The organism is Streptomyces tritici (assembly GCF_048500665.1).
Classification (GTDB): domain Bacteria; phylum Actinomycetota; class Actinomycetes; order Streptomycetales; family Streptomycetaceae; genus Streptomyces; species Streptomyces tritici.
Genome location: NZ_CP183183.1, coordinates 1,572,129 through 1,593,672, shown reverse-complemented (window position 1 = coordinate 1,593,672; position 21,544 = coordinate 1,572,129). Strand labels below are relative to the sequence as shown.

The 21,544-nt window shown below is 74.3% G+C and carries 26 protein-coding genes; 21 read left to right on the top strand and 5 right to left on the bottom strand.

Going from position 1 to position 21,544, the window contains the following annotated elements; genetic code table 11:
* Positions 1–23: 23 nt before the first annotated feature.
* Both ACNJ93_RS07415 and ACNJ93_RS07410 read left to right on the top strand, forming a co-directional pair.
* Positions 24–851 carry an ABC transporter permease gene (locus tag ACNJ93_RS07415; protein WP_418956540.1) on the top strand — a complete coding sequence of 276 codons (828 nt, stop codon included), beginning with the start codon at positions 24–26 and terminating at the stop codon, positions 849–851.
* A gap of 49 nt (positions 852–900) precedes the next feature.
* Positions 901–1,533, top strand: coding sequence for a DUF2567 domain-containing protein (locus ACNJ93_RS07410; RefSeq protein WP_418956539.1), 633 nt, complete (start codon positions 901–903; stop codon positions 1,531–1,533).
* Between the two features lie 247 nt (positions 1,534–1,780).
* Here the strand turns inward: ACNJ93_RS07410 and ybaK are convergent, their stop codons facing one another.
* The 4 genes from ybaK to ACNJ93_RS07390 form a co-directional block, all read right to left on the bottom strand.
* Entirely contained in the window at positions 1,781–2,278 is a 498-nt protein-coding gene (gene ybaK / locus ACNJ93_RS07405; RefSeq protein ID WP_418956538.1) for a Cys-tRNA(Pro) deacylase, read from the bottom strand.
* A gap of 11 nt (positions 2,279–2,289) precedes the next feature.
* A complete protein-coding gene (locus ACNJ93_RS07400) occupies positions 2,290–3,027 on the bottom strand; it encodes an LON peptidase substrate-binding domain-containing protein (protein ID WP_418956537.1) in 738 nt (245 codons plus the stop codon).
* 5 nt (positions 3,028–3,032) lie between these two features.
* Positions 3,033–4,097, bottom strand: coding sequence for a hypothetical protein (locus ACNJ93_RS07395; protein ID WP_418956536.1), 1,065 nt, complete (start codon positions 4,095–4,097; stop codon positions 3,033–3,035).
* A 225-nt stretch (positions 4,098–4,322) separates the two neighbouring features.
* A complete protein-coding gene (locus ACNJ93_RS07390) occupies positions 4,323–5,921 on the bottom strand; it encodes an oxidoreductase (RefSeq protein ID WP_418956535.1) in 1,599 nt (532 codons plus the stop codon).
* A 156-nt stretch (positions 5,922–6,077) separates the two neighbouring features.
* On the opposite strand from ACNJ93_RS07390, the gene hisD reads away from it, so the two are divergent.
* The 10 genes from hisD (at position 6,078) to ACNJ93_RS07340 (ending at position 13,932) form a co-directional block, all read left to right on the top strand.
* Positions 6,078–7,421, top strand: a complete 1,344-nt coding sequence (gene hisD / locus ACNJ93_RS07385) for a histidinol dehydrogenase (protein WP_418956534.1) — start codon at positions 6,078–6,080, stop codon at positions 7,419–7,421.
* Positions 7,418–8,551: a histidinol-phosphate transaminase gene (locus tag ACNJ93_RS07380; RefSeq protein ID WP_418956533.1), complete on the top strand. Its 1,134-nt coding sequence runs from the start codon at positions 7,418–7,420 to the stop codon at positions 8,549–8,551. The genes hisD and ACNJ93_RS07380 overlap by 4 nt, the downstream gene beginning before the upstream one ends.
* Positions 8,548–9,141, top strand: coding sequence for an imidazoleglycerol-phosphate dehydratase HisB (gene hisB / locus ACNJ93_RS07375; RefSeq protein WP_331917554.1), 594 nt, complete (start codon positions 8,548–8,550; stop codon positions 9,139–9,141). Before ACNJ93_RS07380 ends, hisB begins: the two co-directional genes overlap by 4 nt.
* An 88-nt stretch (positions 9,142–9,229) precedes the next feature.
* Complete coding sequence (locus ACNJ93_RS07370) at positions 9,230–9,394, top strand: hypothetical protein (protein WP_418956532.1); 165 nt, start codon at positions 9,230–9,232, stop codon at positions 9,392–9,394.
* Positions 9,391–10,035, top strand: coding sequence for an imidazole glycerol phosphate synthase subunit HisH (hisH, locus tag ACNJ93_RS07365; RefSeq protein WP_418956531.1), 645 nt, complete (start codon positions 9,391–9,393; stop codon positions 10,033–10,035). The genes ACNJ93_RS07370 and hisH overlap by 4 nt, the downstream gene beginning before the upstream one ends.
* Entirely contained in the window at positions 10,035–10,766 is a 732-nt protein-coding gene (priA, locus tag ACNJ93_RS07360) for a bifunctional 1-(5-phosphoribosyl)-5-((5-phosphoribosylamino)methylideneamino)imidazole-4-carboxamide isomerase/phosphoribosylanthranilate isomerase PriA (protein WP_418956530.1), read from the top strand. The genes hisH and priA overlap by 1 nt, the downstream gene beginning before the upstream one ends.
* A complete protein-coding gene (locus tag ACNJ93_RS07355) occupies positions 10,763–11,164 on the top strand; it encodes a RidA family protein (RefSeq protein ID WP_418956529.1) in 402 nt (133 codons plus the stop codon). The genes priA and ACNJ93_RS07355 overlap by 4 nt, the downstream gene beginning before the upstream one ends.
* Entirely contained in the window at positions 11,161–11,916 is a 756-nt protein-coding gene (gene hisF / locus ACNJ93_RS07350) for an imidazole glycerol phosphate synthase subunit HisF (RefSeq protein WP_418956528.1), read from the top strand. Before ACNJ93_RS07355 ends, hisF begins: the two co-directional genes overlap by 4 nt.
* 116 nt (positions 11,917–12,032) lie before the next feature.
* Entirely contained in the window at positions 12,033–12,620 is a 588-nt protein-coding gene (locus ACNJ93_RS07345) for an ArsR/SmtB family transcription factor (protein ID WP_418956527.1), read from the top strand.
* A gap of 10 nt (positions 12,621–12,630) precedes the next feature.
* A complete protein-coding gene (locus tag ACNJ93_RS07340) occupies positions 12,631–13,932 on the top strand; it encodes an MFS transporter (protein WP_418956526.1) in 1,302 nt (433 codons plus the stop codon).
* Between the two features lie 3 nt (positions 13,933–13,935).
* Here ACNJ93_RS07340 and ACNJ93_RS07335 read toward each other — a convergent pair whose 3' ends face one another.
* Positions 13,936–14,571, bottom strand: a complete 636-nt coding sequence (locus ACNJ93_RS07335; protein WP_418956525.1) for a TIGR03085 family metal-binding protein — start codon at positions 14,569–14,571, stop codon at positions 13,936–13,938.
* Between the two features lie 84 nt (positions 14,572–14,655).
* Between ACNJ93_RS07335 and hisI the strand changes: the two genes are divergently transcribed.
* The 9 genes from hisI to trpA all read left to right on the top strand — a co-directional run bounded on the left by hisI (position 14,656) and on the right by trpA (position 21,530).
* Positions 14,656–15,036 carry a phosphoribosyl-AMP cyclohydrolase gene (gene hisI, locus ACNJ93_RS07330; protein ID WP_418956524.1) on the top strand — a complete coding sequence of 127 codons (381 nt, stop codon included), beginning with the start codon at positions 14,656–14,658 and terminating at the stop codon, positions 15,034–15,036.
* 11 nt (positions 15,037–15,047) lie between these two features.
* Positions 15,048–16,538, top strand: coding sequence for an anthranilate synthase component I (locus tag ACNJ93_RS07325; RefSeq protein WP_418956523.1), 1,491 nt, complete (start codon positions 15,048–15,050; stop codon positions 16,536–16,538).
* Between the two features lie 14 nt (positions 16,539–16,552).
* Positions 16,553–17,221, top strand: coding sequence for a TIGR02234 family membrane protein (locus tag ACNJ93_RS07320; RefSeq protein ID WP_418956522.1), 669 nt, complete (start codon positions 16,553–16,555; stop codon positions 17,219–17,221).
* Positions 17,222–17,316: 95 nt separating this feature from the next.
* Positions 17,317–17,577, top strand: coding sequence for an HGxxPAAW family protein (locus tag ACNJ93_RS07315; RefSeq protein ID WP_418956521.1), 261 nt, complete (start codon positions 17,317–17,319; stop codon positions 17,575–17,577).
* 79 nt (positions 17,578–17,656) lie between these two features.
* Complete coding sequence (locus ACNJ93_RS07310; RefSeq protein ID WP_418956520.1) at positions 17,657–18,166, top strand: DUF2752 domain-containing protein; 510 nt, start codon at positions 17,657–17,659, stop codon at positions 18,164–18,166.
* A gap of 162 nt (positions 18,167–18,328) precedes the next feature.
* Complete coding sequence (gene trpC / locus ACNJ93_RS07305; protein ID WP_418956519.1) at positions 18,329–19,138, top strand: indole-3-glycerol phosphate synthase TrpC; 810 nt, start codon at positions 18,329–18,331, stop codon at positions 19,136–19,138.
* Positions 19,139–19,142: 4 nt separating this feature from the next.
* Positions 19,143–19,340 (top strand): tryptophan biosynthesis modulator TrpM, encoded by a 198-nt coding sequence (trpM, locus tag ACNJ93_RS07300; RefSeq protein ID WP_418956518.1) that lies wholly within the window; start codon positions 19,143–19,145, stop codon positions 19,338–19,340.
* A gap of 124 nt (positions 19,341–19,464) precedes the next feature.
* Positions 19,465–20,712: a tryptophan synthase subunit beta gene (gene trpB, locus ACNJ93_RS07295; RefSeq protein WP_418956517.1), complete on the top strand. Its 1,248-nt coding sequence runs from the start codon at positions 19,465–19,467 to the stop codon at positions 20,710–20,712.
* On the top strand, positions 20,709–21,530 hold the full coding sequence (gene trpA, locus ACNJ93_RS07290) for a tryptophan synthase subunit alpha (RefSeq protein ID WP_418956516.1): 822 nt from the start codon (positions 20,709–20,711) through the stop codon (positions 21,528–21,530). Before trpB ends, trpA begins: the two co-directional genes overlap by 4 nt.
* Positions 21,531–21,544: the final 14 nt, after the last annotated feature.

Genomic DNA, 21,544 nt, shown 5'->3' with positions numbered 1-21,544 from the left:
GAATCGGACAGGAGCAGCGTCAGGTGAGCACCGTGCCCGCTCAGGCCCTCGCCACGGCGGGCCCCGCGCCCGCCCACGACGAGGCGGCCGAGGCCGCAGCCCCGCTCGCCCCGCGCGCCCGCCTGCTGCCGGCGCTCGCCGCGGTCTACCGCGCCCAGCTGTCCCGGGCCCGGGTGGCCCGGATCCCGCTGCTGTTCGTGGCGACCTTCCAGTCCGTCGGGATCATGGTCCTCATGCGCGGGGTCGTCGACGGCGGCTCCGAGGCCCGCGCCGTCGTGGCCGGCTCCGCGGTGCTCGTCGTCGCGTTCGTCGCGCTCAACCTGCTCGCCCAGTACTTCGGACAGCTGCGGGCCGGCGGCGGGCTCGACCACTACGCCACGCTGCCGGTGCCGCCCGCCTCGGTGGTGCTCGGCGCGGCGGGCGCGTACGCCTCCTTCACCGCGCCCGGCACGGCCGTCACCGCGGTGGCCGGCGCCCTGCTGTACGGGCTGCCGCTGACGCACCTGTGGATCCTCGTGGCCGTGGTGCCCCTGGCCGGCGCGGCGCTCTCCGGGCTCGGCGCCGCCCTCGGCCTGCTCGCGCCCCGGCAGGAGCTGGCCACCCTGCTCGGCCAGCTCGGCATGTCGGCCGCGCTGCTGCTCGGGGTGCTGCCCGCCGAGCGGCTGCCCGGCGTGATCGGGTACGCCCGCGACCTGCTGCCGTCCACGTACGGCGTCGAGGCCCTGGCCGCCGCGTTCGAGCCGCACCCCGACTGGACGGCCGTCGCGCTGAACCTCGCCGTCTGCGGGGCGGTCGGCGTCGTCTCGCTGGCCCTGGCGACCTGGGCGTACCGCCGGGCCGCCGTCCGCTGAGCGCCCCTCCGATGAGGCGGGCCGCCGCCCCGCCTGGCACGATGGCGGGGTGACCGCACCTCTGACGCCGCCTCACCAGCCGCCCTCGCAGCCCCACGGCGCGCCGTGGCCCGCCCCGTACCCCGAGCCCGCCCCCGACCCCGGCCGGGCGGCCGAGGTGCGCGGCGCGTTCGCGGTGCTGGGGCTGTCGCTGCCGCTCGGCGTGGCGTTCGGGCTGCTGTGGCTGTGGCTGGCCCCGCGGATCCCGCTGGTCTCGGACGGCAAGGCGGTCTTCCTGCAGAACAGCGAGGGCGAGTCGGCGATCGGCGCGGACGGCACCTTCGCGCTCCTCGGCCTCGGCTTCGGCGCGCTCGCCGCGCTGCTGGTCTTCCTGTGGCGGCGGCGCGGCGGCGTTCCGCTGGTCCTCGCGCTGGCCGCGGGCGGGCTGCTCGGCTCGGCGGTCGCCTGGGGCGTCGGCACCCTCCTCGGCCCCACGGACGACGTGGTCGCGCACGCCCGGCAGGTCGGCAAGGGCGTGCCCTTCGACGCGCCGCTGGAGCTGAACACCCTGGGCGCGCTGCTGGCCTGGCCCATAGCGGCGATGATCCTCCACCTGGCCCTCACCGCCCTGTTCGGCCCCCGCGACCCGGAACCGGAATGGGGCCCCTGGGACCAGGTCCCGCCGCGGCGCACGGAGGGCTAGGGGGCAGGAGCCGGGGGCGGCACGCCGGCGTACCCGGCCCGTAGCCGCCGAAGGGCTCAGCCGCCCGGCAGGGGCCGGACGCGCCGAGGACGGCGAACCGGCGTCGCCTGGGGGCCAGCGCCGGGCGTGCTCGCGGCGGCGCGCCGGCGTACCGCCCGCAGCCGCCGAAGGGCTCAGCCGCCCGGGTGGCCCCCCGGCGTACCGGGCGGTCCCGCCCGCGTACGCGGCCGCCGCGGGCCGCTCCGGCTCAGCCGCGGCCGATCGGGGCCAGGACGGCCGAGGTCAGGGCCGCCAGGTCGGCCGGTGCGAGTTCGACCTCCAGTCCGCGGCGGCCCGCCGAGACGCAGATCGTCTCGTGCGCGGACGCCGACTCGTCCAGGACCGTGCGCAGCTTCTTGCGCTGCCCCAGCGGCGAGATCCCGCCCCGCACATAGCCCGTGGTCCGCTCGGCCGCCGCCGGGTCCGCCATCGCGGCCCGCTTGCCGCCGACCGCCGTGGCCAGCGCCTTCAGGTCCAGCTGGCCGGCCACCGGAACCACCGCCACGGTCAGCTCGCCGTCCACGTCCGCGACCAGCGTCTTGAAGACCCGCTCCGGCGACACGCCCATCGCCTCCGCGGCCTCCTCGCCGTACGAGGGCGCCGCGGGGTCGTGCTCGTACGCGTGCACCGTGAAGGGCGTCCCCGCCGCCGTCAGCGCGACGGTCGCCGGGGTCCCCCCGGTCTGCTTCTTCTGCTTCTTCGCCACGGAAGTCCTCGTCAGTTCGGGCTGGTGGGGGCGTGCGTGAGGTCCACCGCGGGCAGCGAGGGCAGGTGCCGCAGCACCGCCGTCTCGCGGCGCAGCAGCGCCAGCTCCTCGCGCAGCCGGGTCGCCGTGTCCGGAGCCTGCAGCAGCCGCTGCTTCGCCGGCGTGTCCAGCACCGCGGCCGCCGCCACCAGGTACGACACGACCGACGGGTCGTCCGGCAGCTCGGACGTGGTCAGCGAGCGCTCCCGTGCCCCGGCCAGCCGCTTCTGGTACGCGCGGAACGCCCGCAGCACGCCCTCGGCGAGCGCGCCCGCGCCCTCGCCCCGGTCCTCCGTCAGCTCCTCCACCTCGGCCACCAGGAACGGCCCCGTCGCGTCGACGGACAGCAGCTTGATCCGGGTCGTGCCCGTGCACATCACCTCGAAGCTGCCGTCCCCGCGCTCGCGAATGGACGCCGCGTCGGCGACGCAGCCCACCCGGTGGAACGCCTGGATCGGATCCGGCCCGAACCCGGCGGCCGGCCCCTTCTCGGGCAGCGCCGTCTGGTCGGGCATGCCCGGAGCGGTCGGGGCGACCTCCCGGCCGTCGCGGATGGCGACGACGGCGAAGCGGCGCGGCTCGTCCTCGGCGGTCTTCAGCAGCTCGCGCATCATGGCGCGATAACGCTCCTCGAAGACGTTCAGGGGCAGCACGAGGCCCGGGAAGAGCACCCCGTTGAGGGGGAAGAGAGGCAGACGAGCGGTGGTCACAGCGGTCAAGCGTAATGGCCGGGGAGCCGGCTGTGACCGGGCCGTCCGAACCGCCCGTGAGCGGCCACCGCGTGCCGCCCCACCCCGTCCCGGGTCTCCAGGAACCGCGCCAGCGGGTCGTCGGTCAGCAGCGCCCAGGGGAACGAGGTCGCGTACGGGCCGATCCGGCGGAACTGCTCCAGCGCCTCGGCGCGCCGTCCCCGCTCCGCGAGCACGTACGCGAGCAGGTTCCGCACCTCCGCCGGCCACGGGTCGCCCACGGGGTACGCGGCGGACAGCGCGACCGCCCGGTCGGCCGCCGCGTCGATCCGGTGCTCCGGCACCGCGCCGGCTCCCCGGCCGCCCAGCAGCTGGGCGAGCGCGGCCCGCACCGGCAGTGCCTGCACCAGCGAGCCGGCCGGCGCGTCGTCGGCGGCCTGCTCGGCGAAGTCGAAGCACGCGCCGTACGAGCCGCGGGAGGCGTGCGCGGCGGCCCCCCACAGGGCGCTGTGCGGCGCGGCCAGGTACTTCAGGGCGGCGACGTGGCAGCCGTAGTGGTGCGGGGAGCGGCGTACCGCCTGCTCCCAGATCCGCTCGAAGACCCGGTCGCCGCAGAGCGCGCCGCGGGCGTGGTCCAGGGCCAGCCGCCAGGGCACCGGGTCGGCCGGGTCGGCGGTGGCGACGGCGTCCACCAGCGGGGCGAGCTCGTGCAGCCGCTCCGCGCGGGCCGGCGACTGCCAGGCCCGGCGCACCGCGAGCTCCGCCTCCACGAGCCGGGCGTCCGGATCGCCGGGGGAGACCGCCAGCCAGTGGGCGAGCCACTCGCCGCGGCTGTGTGCGAAGGTCGCCAGCCGGGCCGTGTAGCGGTCCCGGTTCTCCCACTCGGCGGCCTCGCGGGTGGTGGCGAGCAGTTTCGCGGCCGGCTCGTGGTCCCCGAGGGCGGCCGCCACCAGCGCCGGACCGAGCCGGTCGTCGGGCGCGTCGAGCAGCACCTCGCCGTCCGGCGGCAGCCCCGGGACCGGTGGCGGGGCGGGCCGGACCCTGCGCGGAGCGCGGAACAGGGCACGGAGCGATGACATGGTGCGGACCATTGAAAACCGCAGGTCGCGGCCGCGCCAGTGGCGGACTGTGAAGAGTTGGTAGCGCCGGAATGGTTGTATTCCGGAACGTCAAGAACATGCAAAGGAAGCGGATGTCAGGGGGCGAATGCGCCTGCCGCGCACGCCCCGCGCGCACACGTCCGTACGACCCCGCCCCACCAGTACGACACGCCCGGGAGAGCCCGCGCCCGACGGGCCGCGCGGGCGCGCCTGTGCTCAGCCGCGCCGGAGCAGCCGCGAGGCGCCCGCCGCCACCGTCGTGGCCAGGATCCAGCCCGTCAGGATCAGCCCCGTCGCCATCCACTGCCACGGCGCCGACAGCCGCCAGTACCCCTCCTGCCCCAGGTTGATCACCGGCAGCAGCAGGTCCAGCGCGTACAGCGGCGCGTTCCACACCGGCGCCTCGCCCTCCTTCAGCGGCACCGGCGCGTACCGCGAGAACGCCAGCGCCCCCACCGCCCACAGCACCGCCATCCACAGCGCCGCCCGGCCCGGCCGGTAGCCGTACGCCACCGTCCAGTCCTGCAGATAGCCCCAGAACTTCCCCGCCACCGGCAGCGTCTCGCGCCGCCGCCGCTGCTTGGCCAGCAGCACCTCCCGCGCCTCCGCGTCCTCGCCGCTGCTGCGCAGCACCGTCGCCAGCCGCTCGTACGGCTCCGGGGCGTACTCCGGGGTCGCCGCCGCCACCCACTCCAGCCGCCGGGCCAGCGGGAAGTGGCCGTACGGCACCAGGTTCTCGTACACGAAGCCGTTGATCGCCAGGCCCCCCGGGCCGGGCCAGGACGTCGACAGGTCGATCAGCGTCACGACCTTCGCCCCGTTCAGCACCACCCGCCCCTCCTCCGGCCGCTCGCTGTTGAACCGCAGCTCGGGCGTGACGATCCGGCGCAGCGAGACCTCCTCGCGGCGCGAGCCGTCCAGCAGGAACCGCGCGTAGTGCAGGTCCACCGAGTCCCCGAACCGGCCGTCGTCCAGCCGCACCCCGCCGTGGCACTCCACCGGCTGCCGCCGCGCCCCCCGCACCGGCGTGGCGCCCACGCCGTACGGGGGAGTGGCGCCCGGGTCGCCCGTCTCGTACACCCAGGCCGCGTTCAGGTACAGCGAGCGCTCCACCGTCAGCTGCGGCGCGTTCAGCGCCCGCCGCTCCCGCGCGCCGCGCAGCCGGCTGCCGCGCAGGCTCAGCGACACGCCGACCTTCGCGCCGCGCAGACTGACCTCGCCGTGCGTCTCGATCATCTCGGCCTGCAGGTCCTGCGCCACCGACAGCCCGTCCGCGGTGATCGCCCGGCCCCGCCGGTCCGGCCACACCCGGATCTGGTTGATCAGCAGGTCCGTGCCGATCTGCGCGTCCGTCAGCCGGATCCCCCGCTCCACCCGGCAGCGCGGCAGATGCAGATCGCCCTGCGTGTGCAGCCGCGCCGCCTCGATCCGCGGGATCGCGCACTCCACCAGCCGCAGCGTCCGGAAGTGCGACTCCGGGAGCACCAGCTCGTGGTCGAAGCGGCAGCCGTGCAGCTCCACGTACGGGTCGATCGTGCCGCCCGCCAGATTCAGCGTCCCGGTGATCCGCGCCCCGCGCAGCTTCAGCGCCGACACCCGCCCGGACCGCGCCGGCGGCCCGTGGAGCAGCAGCAGCGCCACCACCTCGGCCCGGACCATGCGCTCGTCGGGCCAGGGCCGGCCGGAGAACGGATCGTCGAGCAGCGGACCGCCCTGTCTCAGATCACAGGTCGCCCCGATCCGGAACGCCTGCCACATCGTCAATTCCGCACCGGTGAGATCGTCCGGCGGGCTGTCGTCGCGCGGCTCGGTCACTGCCGCCCCCTCGCTTCCGGATTCGTACGGCCGTTCTTCCCTCTGTGTGACGGACTGAACGCTAACGGTCAGCTGGGACGGTCCGAATGTCGTGTGGCTTGTATCAGCCAGTGATACGGGCGACCGGCGCCGGAACCGGTCTGCGAGAATTGACCCGTGATCTCTCGTATCGACCTGCGCGGCGACACCCTTCCGCAGGGTGGCGCGCTGCGCGACCTGCTGCCCCGTGCCGAGTTCGACGTGGAAGCCGCCCTGGAGAAGGTGCGGCCCATCTGCGAGGACGTCCGGCATCATGGCGCCGCAGCCGTGATCGACTACGGGGAGAAATTCGACGGCGTGCGAGTCGCGGGCCTGCGCGTCCCCGCCGAGGCGATCGACCGCGCCCTCGCCGAGCTGGACCCGGCCGTCCGCGCCGCCCTCGAAGAGTCCATCCGCCGTGCCCGCCTCGTCCACCGCGAGCAGCGCCGCACCACCCACACCACCCAGGTCGTGCCCGGCGGCACGGTCACCGAGAAGTGGGTCCCCGTCGACCGCGTCGGCCTGTACGTCCCGGGCGGCCGCTCCGTCTACCCGTCCTCCGTCGTGATGAACGTCGTCCCGGCGCAGGAGGCCGGGGTGGAGGGCGTCGCCGTCGCCTCCCCGCCGCAGAAGGACTTCGGGGGCCTGCCGCACCCGACGATCCTCGCCGCCTGCGCCCTGCTCGGCGTCGACGAGGTCTACGCCGCCGGCGGCGCCCAGGCCATCGCCATGTTCGCGTACGGCACCGAGGACACCGCCGAAGAGCCCGGCTGCGCCCCCGTCAACCTGGTCACCGGCCCCGGCAACATCTACGTCGCCGCCGCCAAGCGCCTCCTCAAGGGCCGCATCGGCATCGACGCCGAGGCCGGCCCGACCGAGATCGCGATCCTCGCGGACTCCACGGCCGACCCCGTGCACGTGGCCGCCGACCTGATCAGCCAGGCCGAGCACGACCCGATGGCCGCGTCCGTCCTGGTCACCGACTCCGAGGAGCTGGCCGAGGCCACCGAGGCGGAGCTGAAGACCCAGGTCGCCGCCTCCAAGCACGTCGACGACCGGATCGTCCCGGCCCTGTCCGGCGAGCAGTCCGCGATCGTCCTGGTACGCGACCTGGAGGACGGCCTCGCGGTCGTCAACGCGTACGGCGCCGAGCACCTGGAGATCCAGACCGCCGACGCCACCGCCCTGGCCGACCGCGTCCGCAACGCCGGCGCGATCTTCGTCGGCCCCTGGGCGCCGGTCTCCCTCGGCGACTACTGCGCCGGCTCCAACCACGTGCTGCCCACCGGCGGCTGCGCCTGCCACTCCTCGGGCCTGTCCGTGCAGTCCTTCCTGCGAGGCATCCACATCGTGGACTACACGCGGGACGCACTCGCCGAGGTCGCCCACCACGTGGTCAACCTCGCCGAGGCCGAGGACCTGCCGGCGCACGGCGCCGCGATCAAGGCCCGGTTCGGGTGGAAGGTGCCGGACAGCAAGTGAGCACGTACGACAAGACCGTCGGCATCGACGACCTCCCCATCCGCGACGAGCTGAAGGGCAAGTCCCCGTACGGCGCGCCCCAGCTCGACGTGCCCGTCCAGCTCAACACCAACGAGAACCCGTACCCGCTGCCCGAGCCCCTGGTGGCCCGGATCGCGGAGCGGGTCGCCGAGGCCGCCCGCGGCCTCAACCGCTACCCCGACCGGGACGCGGTCGAGCTGCGCACCGAGCTCGCCGCGTACCTCACCCGCACCGGCGGGCACCCGGTCGGCGTCGAGAACGTCTGGGCGGCCAACGGCTCCAACGAGGTCCTCCAGCAGCTGCTGCAGACCTTCGGCGGGCCCGGCCGCACGGCCATCGGCTTCGAGCCCTCGTACTCGATGCACGCGCTCATCGCGCGCGGCACCGGCACCGGCTGGATCTCCGGCCCGCGCGCCGAGGACTTCACGATCGACGTGGCCGCGGCACGGCGGGCGATCGCCGAGAACCGGCCGGACGTCGTCTTCGTCACCTCGCCGAACAACCCCACCGGCACGGCGGTCACGGCGGAGACCGTGCTCGCCCTGTACGAGGCGGCGCAGGCCGCCAAGCCGTCGCTGGTCGTGGTGGACGAGGCGTACGTGGAGTTCAGCCACCGCGCGTCGCTGCTGCCGCTCATCGAGGGCCGGCCGAACCTGGTGATCTCGCGCACGATGTCCAAGGCGTTCGGCGCCGCCGGACTGCGCCTGGGCTACCTGGCGGCCCACCCGGCCGTCGTCGACGCGGTCCAGCTGGTCCGGCTGCCGTACCACCTCTCCGCCGTCACCCAGGCCACCGCACTGGCCGCCCTGGAGCACACCGACACCCTGCTCGGCTACGTCGAGCAGCTGAAGACCGAACGGGACCGGCTGGTCGCCGAACTGCGCGCGATCGGCTACGAGGTCACCGACTCGGACGCCAACTTCGTCCAGTTCGGCCGCTTCGACGGAGCGGCCGGCTCCCACGAGGCATGGCGGAAGATCCTCGACCGGGGCGTCCTGGTCAGGGACAACGGCGTACCCGGCTGGCTGCGGGTCACCGCGGGCACCCCGGAGGAGAACGACGCGTTCCTGGAAGCGGTTCGCGCACTGAAGAAGGAGCAGCAGGCATGAGCCGCGTAGGACGGGTGGAACGCACCACCAAGGAGACCTCCGTCGTCGTCGAGATCGACCTGGACGGCACCGGGAAGGTCGACGTGTCGACCGGCGTCGGCTTCTTCGACCACATGCTCGACCAGCTCGGCCGGCACGGTCTGTTCGACCTCACCGTGAAGACCGACGGCGATCTGCACATCGACACCCACCACACCATCGAGGACACCGCCCTCGCGCTCGGCGCCGCCTTCAAGCAGGCGCTCGGCGACAAGGTGGGCATCTACCGCTTCGGCAACTGCACCGTCCCGCTGGACGAGTCGCTCGCCCAGGTCACCGTCGACCTCTCCGGCCGGCCGTACCTGGTGCACACCGAGCCCGAGAACATGGCGCCGATGATCGGCTCCTACGACACGACGATGACCCGGCACATCCTGGAGTCCTTCGTCGCGCAGGCGCAGATAGCGCTGCACGTCCACGTGCCGTACGGGCGCAACGCCCACCACATCGTCGAGTGCCAGTTCAAGGCCCTCGCCCGCGCCCTGCGCTACGCCTCCGAGCGCGACCCGCGCGCGGCCGGCATCCTTCCTTCGACGAAGGGCGCGTTGTGAGCGACGCACGCGCGGCCACCGAGCCGCAGACGAACTCGAAAGCCGCACCTCTGCGCCGCGCGGGCGGAGAAGCGAACGGGGGAATGCAGTGAACACCCTCTCCACTCTGCTGATCGTGGTCGGGCTGTTCCTGCTCGGGGGTGTGTACTCCTTCGTGAAGCAGAAGCAGTCCCGCGGCGTCGTGACCGTGCTCGCCCTCGGCTCGGCGCTCGCCCTGGCCGCCGGCGTCCTGCGACTGGACGTGTGGTCATGAGCGCGCCCGCGAAGAAGGTCGTCGTCTTCGACTACGGCTTCGGCAACGTCCGCTCCGCGGAGCGGGCCCTCGCCCGGGTCGGCGCGGACGTCGAGATCACCCGCGACTACGAGCGCGCCATGAACGCCGACGGACTGCTCGTCCCCGGCGTCGGCGCGTTCGCCGCCTGCATGAAGGGCCTCAAGGAGGCCCGCGGCGACTGGATCGTCGGCCGCCGCCTGTCCGGCGGTCGCCCGGTCATGGGCATCTGCGTCGGCATGCAGATCCTGTTCGAGCGCGGCATCGAGCACGGCGTGGAGACCGAGGGCCTCGACGAGTGGCCCGGCGCGGTCGAGCCGCTGCGGGCCCCCGTCGTCCCGCACATGGGCTGGAACACCGTCGACGCCCCCGCCGACAGCGAGGCGTTCGCCGGCCTCGACGCCGGCGCCCGGTTCTACTTCGTGCACTCCTACGCGGTGCGCGAGTGGACCCTGGAGGTCGGCAACCCCAACATCCCCGCGCCGAAGGTCACCTGGTCCACGCACGGCGAGCCCTTCGTCGCCGCGGTGGAGAACGGCGCCCTGTGGGCGACCCAGTTCCACCCCGAGAAGTCCGGCGACGCCGGCGCGCAGCTGCTCACCAACTGGATCGGAACGCTCTGATGTCCCGCACGCTTGAACTGCTCCCCGCCGTGGACGTCCGTGACGGCCAGGCCGTCCGCCTCGTCCACGGCGAGTCCGGCACCGAGACCTCGTACGGCTCCCCGCTCCAGGCCGCGCTCGCCTGGCAGGCCGCCGGCGCCGAGTGGCTCCACCTGGTCGATCTGGACGCCGCCTTCGGCACCGGCGACAACCGGGCCCTGGTCGCCGAGGTGACCCGCGCCATGGACATCAAGGTCGAGCTGTCCGGCGGCATCCGCGACGACGCCACGCTCGCTGCGGCCCTCGCCACCGGCTGCACCCGGGTCAACCTCGGCACCGCCGCCCTGGAGACCCCCGAGTGGGTCGCCAAGGTCATCGCCGAGCACGGCGACAAGATCGCCGTCGGCCTCGACGTGCGCGGCACGACGCTGAAGGGCCGCGGCTGGACGCGCGACGGCGGCGACCTGTACGAGACGCTGGCCCGGCTCGACGCCGAGGGCTGCGCCCGCTACGTCGTCACCGACATCGCCAAGGACGGCACCCTGCAGGGCCCCAACCTGGAGCTCCTGAAGAACGTGTGCGCCGCGACCGACAAGCCCGTCGTCGCCTCCGGCGGCGTGTCGTCCCTGGACGACCTGCGGGCGCTGGCCGGGCTCGTCCCGGCGGGCGTCGAGGGCGCGATCGTCGGCAAGGCGCTGTACGCGAAGGCGTTCACGCTGGAGGAGGCCCTGGAGGCGGTGGCGTCCGCATGACCGGCTTCGTACGCAAGGTGGTGACCGGCGCGCCCTGGGAGGAGCAGTTCGGCTACTCCCGCGCGGTGGAGCTGCCGAACGGGACGGTCCTGGTGTCCGGCTGCACGTCGGTGGTCGACGGCACGATCGCCGGCGGCGGCCCGTACGAGCAGACCATGAACGCCTTCAACGTGGCGTTCGGGGCGCTGAAGCAGCTCGGCCTCGGCCCCGAGGACGTCGTCCGGACCCGGATGTACCTCACGCACGCCCGGGACGTGGACGAGGTGGGCCGGGCCCACAAGGAACTGTTCGACGCGGTCCGTCCGGCCGCCTCGATGATCATCGTCTCCGGCTTCGTCGACCCCGGTCTGGTGGTCGAGGTCGAGGTCGAGGCGTACCGAGGGGAGGGCTCGGCATGAGTCTCGCCGTACGCGTGATCCCCTGCCTGGACGTGGACAACGGCCGGGTCGTCAAGGGCGTCAACTTCCAGAACCTGCGCGACGCGGGCGATCCGGTGGAGATGGCCAAGCTGTACGACGCCGAGGGCGCCGACGAGCTGACCTTCCTCGACATCACCGCCTCCTCCGGCAACCGGGAGACCACGTACGACGTGGTGCGCCGCACCGCCGAGCAGGTCTTCATCCCGCTCACCGTGGGCGGCGGCGTGCGCTCCGCGGAGGACGTCGACAGGCTGCTGCGGGCCGGCGCGGACAAGGTGGGCGTGAACACCGCCGCGATCGCCCGCCCGGACCTGATCCGGGAGATCGCCGAGCGTTTCGGCCGTCAGGTGCTGGTCCTGTCGGTGGACGCGCGCCGCACGGAGACGGGTTCGTTCGAGGTCACCACGCACGGCGGCCGCAAGGGCACCGGCATCGACGCCGTCGAGTGGGCGCACCGGGCCGCGGAGCTGGGCGCGGGCGAGATCCTGCTCAACTCCATGGACGCGGACGGCACCAAGGACGGCTACGACATCGAGATGATCGCGGCCGTGCGCAAGCACGTGACCGTGCCGGTGATCGCCAGCGGCGGCGCCGGCCGGCTGGCCGACTTCCCGCCGGCCATCGAGGCGGGCGCGGACGCGGTCCTGGCGGCGTCGGTCTTCCACTTCGGCGATCTGCGGATCGGCGAGGTCAAGGAGACGCTGCGGGAGGCGGGCCACCCGGTCCGCTGAGCGCCGAACGCGGGCAGGGCCCCTCGAGTGAGGGGCCCTTCTTCTTCCCCGGATGCGAAAGAAAAGTTTCGCAATTTCCATTGCGCAAGATTTCCTTCGCATCTACGGTCGTGGACATGACCTCCTCGGAGAACCGCCGGATCACCGACCTCGGCACGCTCAAGGCCATCGCCCACCCCTTGCGCATGCAGCTCTACCGGGCCCTGTCCATCGCCCGCACCGCCACCGCCTCGCAGCTCGCCGACCAGGTCGACGAGGCGGTCTCCCTGGTCAGCTACCACCTGCGCAAGCTCGCCGAGCACGGCCTCATCGAGGAGGCCGAGCGGCAGTCCACGGACGGCCGGGAGCGCTGGTGGCAGCCCAGCAGCCGGGGCATCACCGTCCACGACGCGGACTTCGCCGACGGCCCCGAACAGGTCGCCGCGAGCCTCGCCGTCAGCCGCACCGTCCTGGAGCAGCGCACCGCACTGCACCGCCGCTTCCTGGACGAGCGGGCCGCCTGGCCCCAGGAATGGCGCACGGCCTCCCTCGGCGCCGAGTGGTACCCGCGTCTCACGGCCGAGCAGCTCCAGGCCCTGGCGGACGAGCTGAACGCCGTCGTGGCCAAGTACGACGCCCTCGGCCGCGCCGCCGACGCGGCCGGCGACACCGAGGGCCGCGAGAGCGTCGCCGTCCACCTCCACGGCTTCCCGTTCAGGACCTGAGGGGCCAGGGATGCGGACCACGACGAAGCACCGGGCCACGCACCCGGCGACCACCACGGCCGGCGACGCCACCGAGACCCCCACGGCCGGCGCCTCCCGGCCCGCCTACCGGGACGGCAACGTGCTGCGCTGGCTCGGCGCGTACACGGCCTCCACGCTGGGCGACAGCGTCTACTACCTCGCCCTGTCCTGGGCGGCCGTCCGCGGCGGCAGCCCCGCGCAGGCCGGGCTCGTCATGAGCGTCAGCGCCGTGCCGCGGGCGCTGCTGATGCTCGGCGGGGGCGTCCTCGCCGACCGGTTCGGGCCGCGGCGGGTGGTCGTCGTCTCCGACGCCGTCCGCGCGCTCGTCGTCCTCGGACTCGCCGCGGTCCTGTTCGTCGCCTCGCCGGGCCTGTGGATGCTCGCCGCCGTGGCGCTCGTCTTCGGCGTCGTCGACGCGCTGTTCATGCCGGCCGTCGGGGCCCTGCCGCCCCGCATCGCCCCCCGCGACCAGCTCACCCGCGTCCAGGGCCTGCGCGGCCTCGGGTACCGCGCCGGCCTGGTCCTCGGCGCCCCGCTCGGCGGACTCGCCGTGGCGCTCGGCGGCCCCGCCGCCGCCTTCGGGGCGGCCGGGCTGCTGTTCGCGCTCTCCCTGCCGCTGCTGCTCGGCCTGCGGCTGCGGCCCCTGCCCACCGACGACGCCTCCGCCCGGGAGCGGCCCGGCGCGCTGGGCGACCTCCGGGACGGACTGCGCTACCTGCGCCGCCACCGCGTGCTGGGCCCGCTGATGGTCGTCATCGCGCTCAGCGACCTCGGGTTCGTCGGCCCGCTCAACGTCGGGCTCGCCGTGCTCGCCGACACCCGCGGCTGGGGGGCGTCCGGCATCGGCTGGGTCCTCGCCGGTTTCGGCGTGGGCGCCGGGGCCACCTCGCTGCTGCTCACCGTGCGCGGCCGGGTGCCCCGCGCCGGGGCGGTGATGGCCTGGACCCTCGTGCTCGGCGCGGCCTCGATCGGCGCCCTCGCGTACGTGCCGCGGCTGCCGGCCGCGGTGGCCGTCGCCGTCTCGATCGGGCTGCTCGCGGGGCTCTCCGGATCGCTGTGCGGCTCGCTCGTCCAGACGCACTGCGACCCCGCGTACCTCGGCCGGGTGACGTCCGTGTCCAGCTTCTTCAGCCTCGGCGTCGCCCCGCTGACGTTCCCCCTCACCGGCGCGGCCATCGGGCTGTGGGGCCCCGGCCCGGTCTTCTCGGCCAGCTGCGCGATCTGCGCCCTGGGCGGCCTCTACGCCCTGGGGGTCCCGGCCCTCCGCCGCGCGGAACTGCCCGGAACCTAAGGGCTAGATCCCCAGCTGCTTCGCGTCCCGGAGGCGGGTCACCGCCTCCGGTTCGCCCTCCAGCTCCACCTGCGCCGCCTCCTGGCGGCCGAACAGGAACATCGTCAGCTCGCCCGGCTCCCCGGTCGCCGTCACCACCGGCGTGCCGCGGTGGGCCACCGCCGTCTGGCCGTTCGGGCGGCGCAGGACCAGGCCCACCGGGGCCCGGCGGCCCAGCAGCCGGGCGCCCTTCTCCAGACGGGCCCAGAGCGCGTCCGAGAACACCGGGTCCAGCACCCGCGGCGACCAGTCCGGCTGCGCCCGCCGCACGTCCTCCGCGTGCACGTAGAACTCGACCGTGTTCGCGCCCTCGTCCACCTGCTTCAGGGCGAACGGCGACAGCGCCGGCGGCCCGGTGCGGATCAGCGCGATCAGCTCCTCGTACGGCTTCTCCGCGAACTCCGCCTGCACCCGGTCCAGCCGCCCCTTCAGCGCCGGGACCACCGTCCCCGCCGCCGCGTCCGGCCGGCGCTCCCGCACGACCACGTGGGCCGCCAGGTCCCGGGTCAGCCAGCCCGCGCACAAGGTGGGCGCGTCGGGGCCCGCCGCCTCCAACAGGTCCGCCAGAAGGAGCCGTTCACGCTTCGCATGGGTCGACATGCCCGCCAGCGTACGGCGATACGGAAAGGTCCGCCCAGTGGACGGCGGCCCGGGAAACGCGCCCGGGCGCGGCACAATGGCCCCATGACCAGCACGCCCCGGACCCCCAGCGACCTCGACCCGGCCGTCGCCGCCCGCCTCAAGCGCAGCGGCGACGGACTCGTCCCGGCCATCGCCCAGCAGTACGACACCGGCGAGGTGCTCATGCTCGGCTGGATGGACGACGAGGCCCTGCACCGCACCCTCACCACCGGCCGCGCCACCTACTGGTCCCGCAGCCGCCAGGAGTACTGGGTCAAGGGCGACACCTCCGGCCACGTCCAGCACGTCAAGTCCGTCGCCCTCGACTGCGACGCCGACACCGTGCTCGTCAAGGTCGACCAGGTCGGCGCCGCCTGCCACACCGGCGCGCGGACCTGCTTCGACGCCGACGTGCTCGCCCTCGGCCTCCCCTCCGGACAGTAGGGTCGGGCGCCATGGATCTCGAGACGTTCCGCAAGCTGGCGGCCGACCGCCGCGTCATCCCCGTCAGCCGCCGCCTCCTCGCGGACGGCGACACCCCGGTCGCGCTCTACCGCAAGCTCGCCGCCGAACGCCCCGGAACCTTCCTGCTGGAGTCCGCGGAGAACGGCCGCTCGTGGTCGCGGTACTCGTTCATCGGCGTCCGCAGCGACGCCACCCTGACCGTCCGCGACGGCCGGGCGCACTGGCTCGGCACCCCGCCCGTCGGCGTCCCCGTCGACGGCGACCCGCTGGCCGCGCTGCGCGCCACCGTCCAGGCCCTGCACACCCCCCGCGACCTCGCGTCCGGGATGCCGCCCTTCACCGGCGGCATGGTCGGCTACCTCGGCTACGACATCGTCCGCCGCCTGGAGCGCATCGGCGACCACACCGAGGACGACCTGGAGCTGCCCGAGCTCACCATGCTCCTCACCAGCGACCTCGCCGTGCTCGACCACTGGGACGGCAGCGTCCTGCTGATCGCCAACGCGATCAACCACAACGACCTCGACACCGGCGTCGACGAGGCCTACGCCGGCGCCGTCGCCCGCCTCGACGCCATGGAGGCGGACCTCGCCCGCCCCGTCGAGACCGTGCCCGTCGCCCTGCCGCCGTCCGAGCTGCCCGAGTTCTCCGCCCGGTGGGGCGGCGCGTCGTACCAGGACGCCGTCGAGGACATCAAGGAGCGCATCCGCGCCGGCGAGGCCTTCCAGGTCGTGCCCTCGCAGCGCTTCGAGACCGAGTGCACCGCCTCCGCCCTGGACGTGTACCGGGTCCTGCGGGCCACCAACCCGTCTCCGTACATGTACCTCTTCCGCTTCGAGAACGGCTTCGACGTCGTCGGCTCCTCGCCCGAGGCCCTCGTCAAGGTGGAGGACGGGCACGCGATGGTCCACCCCATCGCCGGCACCCGGCACCGCGGCGCCACCCCGCAGGAGGACCACGACCTCGCCGAGGAACTGCTCGCCGACCCCAAGGAGCGCGCCGAGCACCTCATGCTCGTCGACCTCGGCCGCAACGACCTGGGCCGGGTCTGCGAGCCCGGCTCCGTCGAGGTCGTCGACTTCATGTCGATCGAGCGGTACTCGCACGTCATGCACATCGTGTCGACGGTCACCGGCCGCGTCGCCGAGGGGCGCACCGCCTTCGACGTGCTGACCGCCTGCTTCCCGGCCGGCACCCTCTCCGGCGCGCCCAAGCCCCGCGCGATGCAGATCATCGAGGAGCTGGAGCCGTCCCGGCGCGGACTGTACGGCGGCTGCGTCGGCTATCTGGACTTCGCCGGCGACTCCGACACCGCCATCGCCATCCGCACCGCCCTCCTGCGCGACGGCACCGCGTACGTGCAGGCGGGCGCCGGCGTCGTCGCCGACTCCGACCCGGTCGCCGAGGACACCGAGTGCCGCAACAAGGCCGCCGCGGTGCTCCGCGCCGTCCACACCGCCAACCGGATGAACGCCCGCTGACGGCGTAGGGGATAGTGGGGTACGTGAGTGCCGTACCCGTACCCCAGCCCCGCGCCGCCGGCGCAGGCGCCCCCGCCGTCCGCTCCGGCGGACGCCGCAGCCTGGCCGCGGCCCTGCTCCTGGGCGCCCTCGGAGCCGCCGTCGTACTGCTCTCCTCCGGCCAGATCTGGGCCGAGGGCACGGCCGCCGTCGGCGGCGGCACCGTGCCCGTCGAGGCCGAGGGCGGCTCCGTCACCGGCGTCCCGACCGCCCTGGCCGTCGTCGGTCTGGCGGCCCTCGTCGCCGTCTTCGCCGTCCGCCGCGCCGGCCGCCGCATGGTCGCCGGACTGCTCGCGCTCAGCGGCGCGGGGGCGGCCGCGGCCGCCCTGCTCGGCGCGTCCGACAGCTCCGCGCTGAACGCGGAGGCCGCCCGCATCAGCGGCGACAGCGCCGCCACGGTGTACTCCCTCAGTCACACCGCCTGGCCGTACGTCACCGCCGCCGGCGCCGCGCTGATCCTCCTCGCCGGGCTCCTCGCGCTCCGCTTCGGCAGCGGCTGGCCCGCGATGGGCGGCCGGTACGAGCGCACCGGCGGCCCCCGTTCGGCCGTACGCCCCCGGGCCGCCGCCCCCGTGGACCCGGACCGTCCCGAGGACCTCTGGAAGGCCCTCGACCGCGGCGAGGACCCGACGCGCGAAGCGTGACCCCCGGTTCACCCCGTGACCCTGCGTGCGGGACAATGTCGACGAGTGTCCGTGCGCGGACCTCACCCCGAGCTACAGCTACCGAGGAGCAACTCATGGCGGGCAGCGCCCACGGACACACCCTTGCCGCCTGGACCGGTGTCATCATTTCCTTCATCGGCTTCTGCGTTGCCAGCGTCTTCATGGTCGCCGCCAACGTGCCCGGCTTCTGGGCCGGCGTGGCCCTGATCGGCCTGGGCGCCGTGGTCGGCGGGATCATGAAGATGATGGGCCTCGGCACGCCGAAGGAGACCGAGGCGCAGAAGGCGGCCCGCGCCCGCGCGGCCGCCGCCGCCACGGCCCGCATCTCCGGCTGACCGCCGCACACGACCGCCGCGCGAGAGGCGCAGCCCCGGCCGGGCTGCGCCTCCGCGTCGTTCCGGGGAGAATCACCGCGTGGACGCGAACCCGACACATCCCGTGACCGCGGAGCCTTCCGCGACCGCGGCGCCCGGCTGGGCGCAGGGCGGCCGGTACATCCCGCCCCCGCCGCCCCCGCCCGGCTCCCGCCCGCTCGCGCGGCGGCTGCCGGCCCCGCTGGGCACCCTGGCGGGCGTCGCGGCGGCGTTCGCGTACGTCGGGACCGTCGACCCCAACGAGCCGGGCCACTACCCGGTCTGCCCCCTGCTGCGCCTCACCGGGCTGTACTGCCCCGGCTGCGGCGGGCTGCGCAGCGCCCACGCGTTCGTCCACGGGGAGTTCGCCGTCGCGTTCGGCTCGAACGCGCTCGCGGTGATCGGGTACGGCGTGTTCGCCATCCTGATGGCCGTATGGCTGGTTCGCGCCGTACGCGGGCGGCCCGTGCGGATCGGACTGGCGGGTGGCTGGTGGTGGGCGCTCGGCGCGCTCGTGGCCGTGTTCACGCTGGTCAGGAACCTGCCGTTCGGGGCAGCGCTGGCGCCCTGAGCCCGCCGGACGTGATCCCAGCACGTGGGACGCACGTCAACCGGATGCGGGCACTACGCCCTCCTGCGGATACCATCGACCGTGGCTGATCCCGATGCGCCGCCCGGCGCACCTCACGGATCGCCACCGCCAACGTCACCGTCCCGGAAGGGGGCCGCTCGCGTGAGTGTGCTCGACGAGATCATCGAAGGTGTGCGCGCCGACCTGGCAGAGCGGCAGGCGCGGGTCTCCCTCGACGAGCTCAAGGAGCGCGCCGCGAAGGCGCCGCAGGCCAAGGACGGCGTCGCCGCGCTGCGCGGGGACGGCGTCAAGGTGATCTGCGAGGTCAAGCGCTCCAGCCCGTCCAAGGGCGCGCTCGCCGCGATCGCCGACCCGGCGGGCCTCGCCGCGGACTACGAGGCGGGCGGCGCGGCCGTCATCTCCGTCCTCACCGAGCAGCGCCGCTTCGGCGGCTCGCTCGCCGACCTGGAGGCCGTGCGGGCCCGGGTCGACATCCCCGTGCTGCGCAAGGACTTCATCGTCACCGCGTACCAGCTCTGGGAGGCCCGCGCGTACGGCGCCGACCTCGCGCTGCTGATCGTCGCCGCGCTGGAGCAGGAGGCGCTGGTCTCCCTCATCGAGCGCGCCGAGTCCATCGGCCTGACGCCGCTGGTCGAGGTCCACGACGAGGACGAGGTCGAGCGGGCCGTCGACGCCGGCGCGCGGATCATCGGCGTGAACGCGCGCAACCTGAAGACCCTGGAGGTCGACCGCTCCACGTTCGAGCGGGTCGGCCCCGAGATCCCGGCGGGCATCGTCAAGGTCGCCGAGTCCGGCATCCGCGGCCCGCACGACCTGATCGCGTACGCCAACGCCGGCGCGGACGCCGTCCTGGTGGGCGAGTCCCTGGTGACCGGCCGCGACCCGAAGGCGGCCGTGGCCGACCTCGTCGCCGCCGGGGCGCACCCGGCGCTGCGGCAGGGACGGGGCTGACGCCATGACCCGTCGCGACGCCGCGCGCACCGCCGCCGGGCCCGCCGCCGCGCCTCTGGCGCGCGGCTGCCGCCCGCGGGGCTGCCGCGCGCCGGCCCGACGGGTCCACGGCCGCCGCGTCCGCTACGTCATCGGCGACGAACCGGGTCAGGTCAACGGCATGCGATGGCGCCCGTCGCGCGCCCCCCACCGCCCCGAGTGACGCCGGCTCCACCGTGCGGGCACCTGTGCCCGTACCCGTAGGGAGCCGTTGCCGGCGGCGGGGGCCTCATGTGGCCATCAACCCGAACCGCATCCGGGGCGCCCGCCCCGCGAGGAGCAACTGCATGTCCAGCGAGTTCTTCCTTCCCGACCCGGAGGGTCAGGTCCCGAACACCGAGGGCTACTTCGGCGCCTTCGGCGGCAAGTTCATCCCCGAGGCCCTCGTCGCCGCCGTCGACGAGGTCGCCGTCGAGTACGACAAGGCCAAGGCCGATCCCGAGTTCGCCCGTGAGCTCAACGAGCTCATGGTCCACTACACCGGCCGCCCGAGCGCCCTCACCGAGGTCCCCCGGTTCGCCGAGCACGCCGGCGGAGCCCGCGTCTTCCTCAAGCGCGAGGACCTCAACCACACCGGCTCGCACAAGATCAACAACGTGCTCGGCCAGGCCCTCCTCACCAAGCGCATGGGCAAGACCCGCGTCATCGCGGAGACCGGCGCCGGCCAGCACGGCGTCGCCACCGCCACCGCCTGCGCCCTGTTCGGTCTCGACTGCACCATCTACATGGGCGAGGTCGACACCCAGCGCCAGGCGCTGAACGTCGCCCGCATGCGGATGCTCGGCGCCGAGGTCGTCCCGGTGAAGTCCGGCAGCCGCACCCTCAAGGACGCCATCAACGAGGCCTTCCGCGACTGGGTCGCCAACGTCGACCGCACCCACTACCTCTTCGGCACCGTCGCCGGACCCCACCCGTTCCCGGCCATGGTGCGCGACTTCCACCGCGTGATCGGCGTCGAGGCCCGCCGCCAGATCCTGGAGCGGGCCGGCCGGCTCCCCGACGCCGCCGTCGCCTGCGTCGGCGGCGGCTCCAACGCCATCGGCCTCTTCCACGCGTTCATCCCCGACGCCGGCGTCCGCCTGATCGGCTGCGAGCCGGCCGGCCACGGCGTCGAGACCGGCGAGCACGCGGCCACCCTCACCGCCGGCGAGCCCGGCATCCTGCACGGCTCGCGCAGCTACGTCCTCCAGGACGACGAGGGCCAGATCACCGAGCCGTACTCCATCTCGGCCGGCCTCGACTACCCGGGCATCGGGCCCGAGCACTCCTACCTCAAGGACATCGGCCGCGGCGAGTACCGCGCCGTCACCGACGACGAGGCCATGCAGGCGCTCCGGCTGCTGTCCCGCACCGAGGGCATCATCCCGGCCATCGAGTCGGCGCACGCCCTGGCCGGCGCGCTGCAGGTCGGCAAGGAGCTCGGCAAGGACGGGCTGCTGGTCGTCAACCTGTCCGGCCGCGGCGACAAGGACATGGACACGGCGGCCCGCTACTTCGGGCTGTACGACAACGGGGCCGAGGGGGACGCGAAGTGACCACCGGGAACATCCAGCTGCTGAGCGACACCCTCGCCGCCGCCAAGGCGGAGAACCGCGCCGCGCTCGTCGCGTACCTGCCGGCCGGCTTCCCGACCGTCGACGGCGGCATCGAGGCGATCAAGGCCGCGTTCGACGGCGGCGCCGACGTCGTCGAGGTCGGCCTGCCGCACAGCGACCCGGTCCTCGACGGACCGGTCATCCAGACCGCCGACGACATCGCCCTGCGCGGCGGCGTGCGGATCGCCGACGTCATGCGCACGGTCAAGGAGGCCCACGCGGCCACCGGCAAGCCGGTCCTGGTCATGACGTACTGGAACCCCATCGACCGCTACGGCGTCGAGCGGTTCACCGAGGAGCTGGCCGCGGCCGGCGGCGCGGGCTGCATCCTGCCCGACCTGCCGGTCCAGGAGTCCGCGCTGTGGCGCGAGCACGCCGCCAAGCATGGTCTCGCGACCGTGTTCGTCGTGGCGCCCAGCAGCAAGGACGAGCGGCTCGCCACCATCACCGAGGCCGGTTCCGGTTTCGTCTACGCCGCCTCGCTGATGGGCGTCACCGGCACCCGCGAGTCCGTCGGCGCCGAGGCCGCGGACCTCGTCCGCCGCACCCGCGCCACCACCGATCTGCCGGTCTGCGTCGGCCTCGGCGTCTCCAACGCCGAACAGGCCCGCGAGGTCGCCGACTTCGCCGACGGCGTCATCGTCGGCTCCGCCTTCGTCAAGCGGATCCTGGACGCCGACGGCGATCAGGCCGCCGCGCTGACCGCCGTAAGGGAACTGGCGGCCGAACTCGCGGCGGGCGTGCGCCGCGGCGCGTAACCCGTACGGGTGGA

What these genes read in the sequence shown, in the direction of transcription:
- ACNJ93_RS07395 (WP_418956536.1), bottom strand. Translation starts at nt 4,097, where the DNA reads ATGGTCCGCACCATGTCATCGCTCCGTGCCCTGTTCCGCGCTCCGCGC.
- hisB (WP_331917554.1), top strand. Translation starts at nt 8,548, where the DNA reads ATGAGCCGCGTAGGACGGGTGGAACGCACCACCAAGGAGACCTCCGTC.
- hisH (WP_418956531.1), top strand. Translation starts at nt 9,391, where the DNA reads ATGAGCGCGCCCGCGAAGAAGGTCGTCGTCTTCGACTACGGCTTCGGC.
- priA (WP_418956530.1), top strand. Translation starts at nt 10,035, where the DNA reads ATGTCCCGCACGCTTGAACTGCTCCCCGCCGTGGACGTCCGTGACGGC.
- ACNJ93_RS07355 (WP_418956529.1), top strand. Translation starts at nt 10,763, where the DNA reads ATGACCGGCTTCGTACGCAAGGTGGTGACCGGCGCGCCCTGGGAGGAG.
- hisF (WP_418956528.1), top strand. Translation starts at nt 11,161, where the DNA reads ATGAGTCTCGCCGTACGCGTGATCCCCTGCCTGGACGTGGACAACGGC.
- ACNJ93_RS07345 (WP_418956527.1), top strand. Translation starts at nt 12,033, where the DNA reads ATGACCTCCTCGGAGAACCGCCGGATCACCGACCTCGGCACGCTCAAG.
- ACNJ93_RS07340 (WP_418956526.1), top strand. Translation starts at nt 12,631, where the DNA reads ATGCGGACCACGACGAAGCACCGGGCCACGCACCCGGCGACCACCACG.
- ACNJ93_RS07335 (WP_418956525.1), bottom strand. Translation starts at nt 14,571, where the DNA reads ATGTCGACCCATGCGAAGCGTGAACGGCTCCTTCTGGCGGACCTGTTG.
- hisI (WP_418956524.1), top strand. Translation starts at nt 14,656, where the DNA reads ATGACCAGCACGCCCCGGACCCCCAGCGACCTCGACCCGGCCGTCGCC.
- ACNJ93_RS07325 (WP_418956523.1), top strand. Translation starts at nt 15,048, where the DNA reads ATGGATCTCGAGACGTTCCGCAAGCTGGCGGCCGACCGCCGCGTCATC.
- ACNJ93_RS07315 (WP_418956521.1), top strand. Translation starts at nt 17,317, where the DNA reads ATGGCGGGCAGCGCCCACGGACACACCCTTGCCGCCTGGACCGGTGTC.
- trpM (WP_418956518.1), top strand. Translation starts at nt 19,143, where the DNA reads ATGACCCGTCGCGACGCCGCGCGCACCGCCGCCGGGCCCGCCGCCGCG.
- trpB (WP_418956517.1), top strand. Translation starts at nt 19,465, where the DNA reads ATGTCCAGCGAGTTCTTCCTTCCCGACCCGGAGGGTCAGGTCCCGAAC.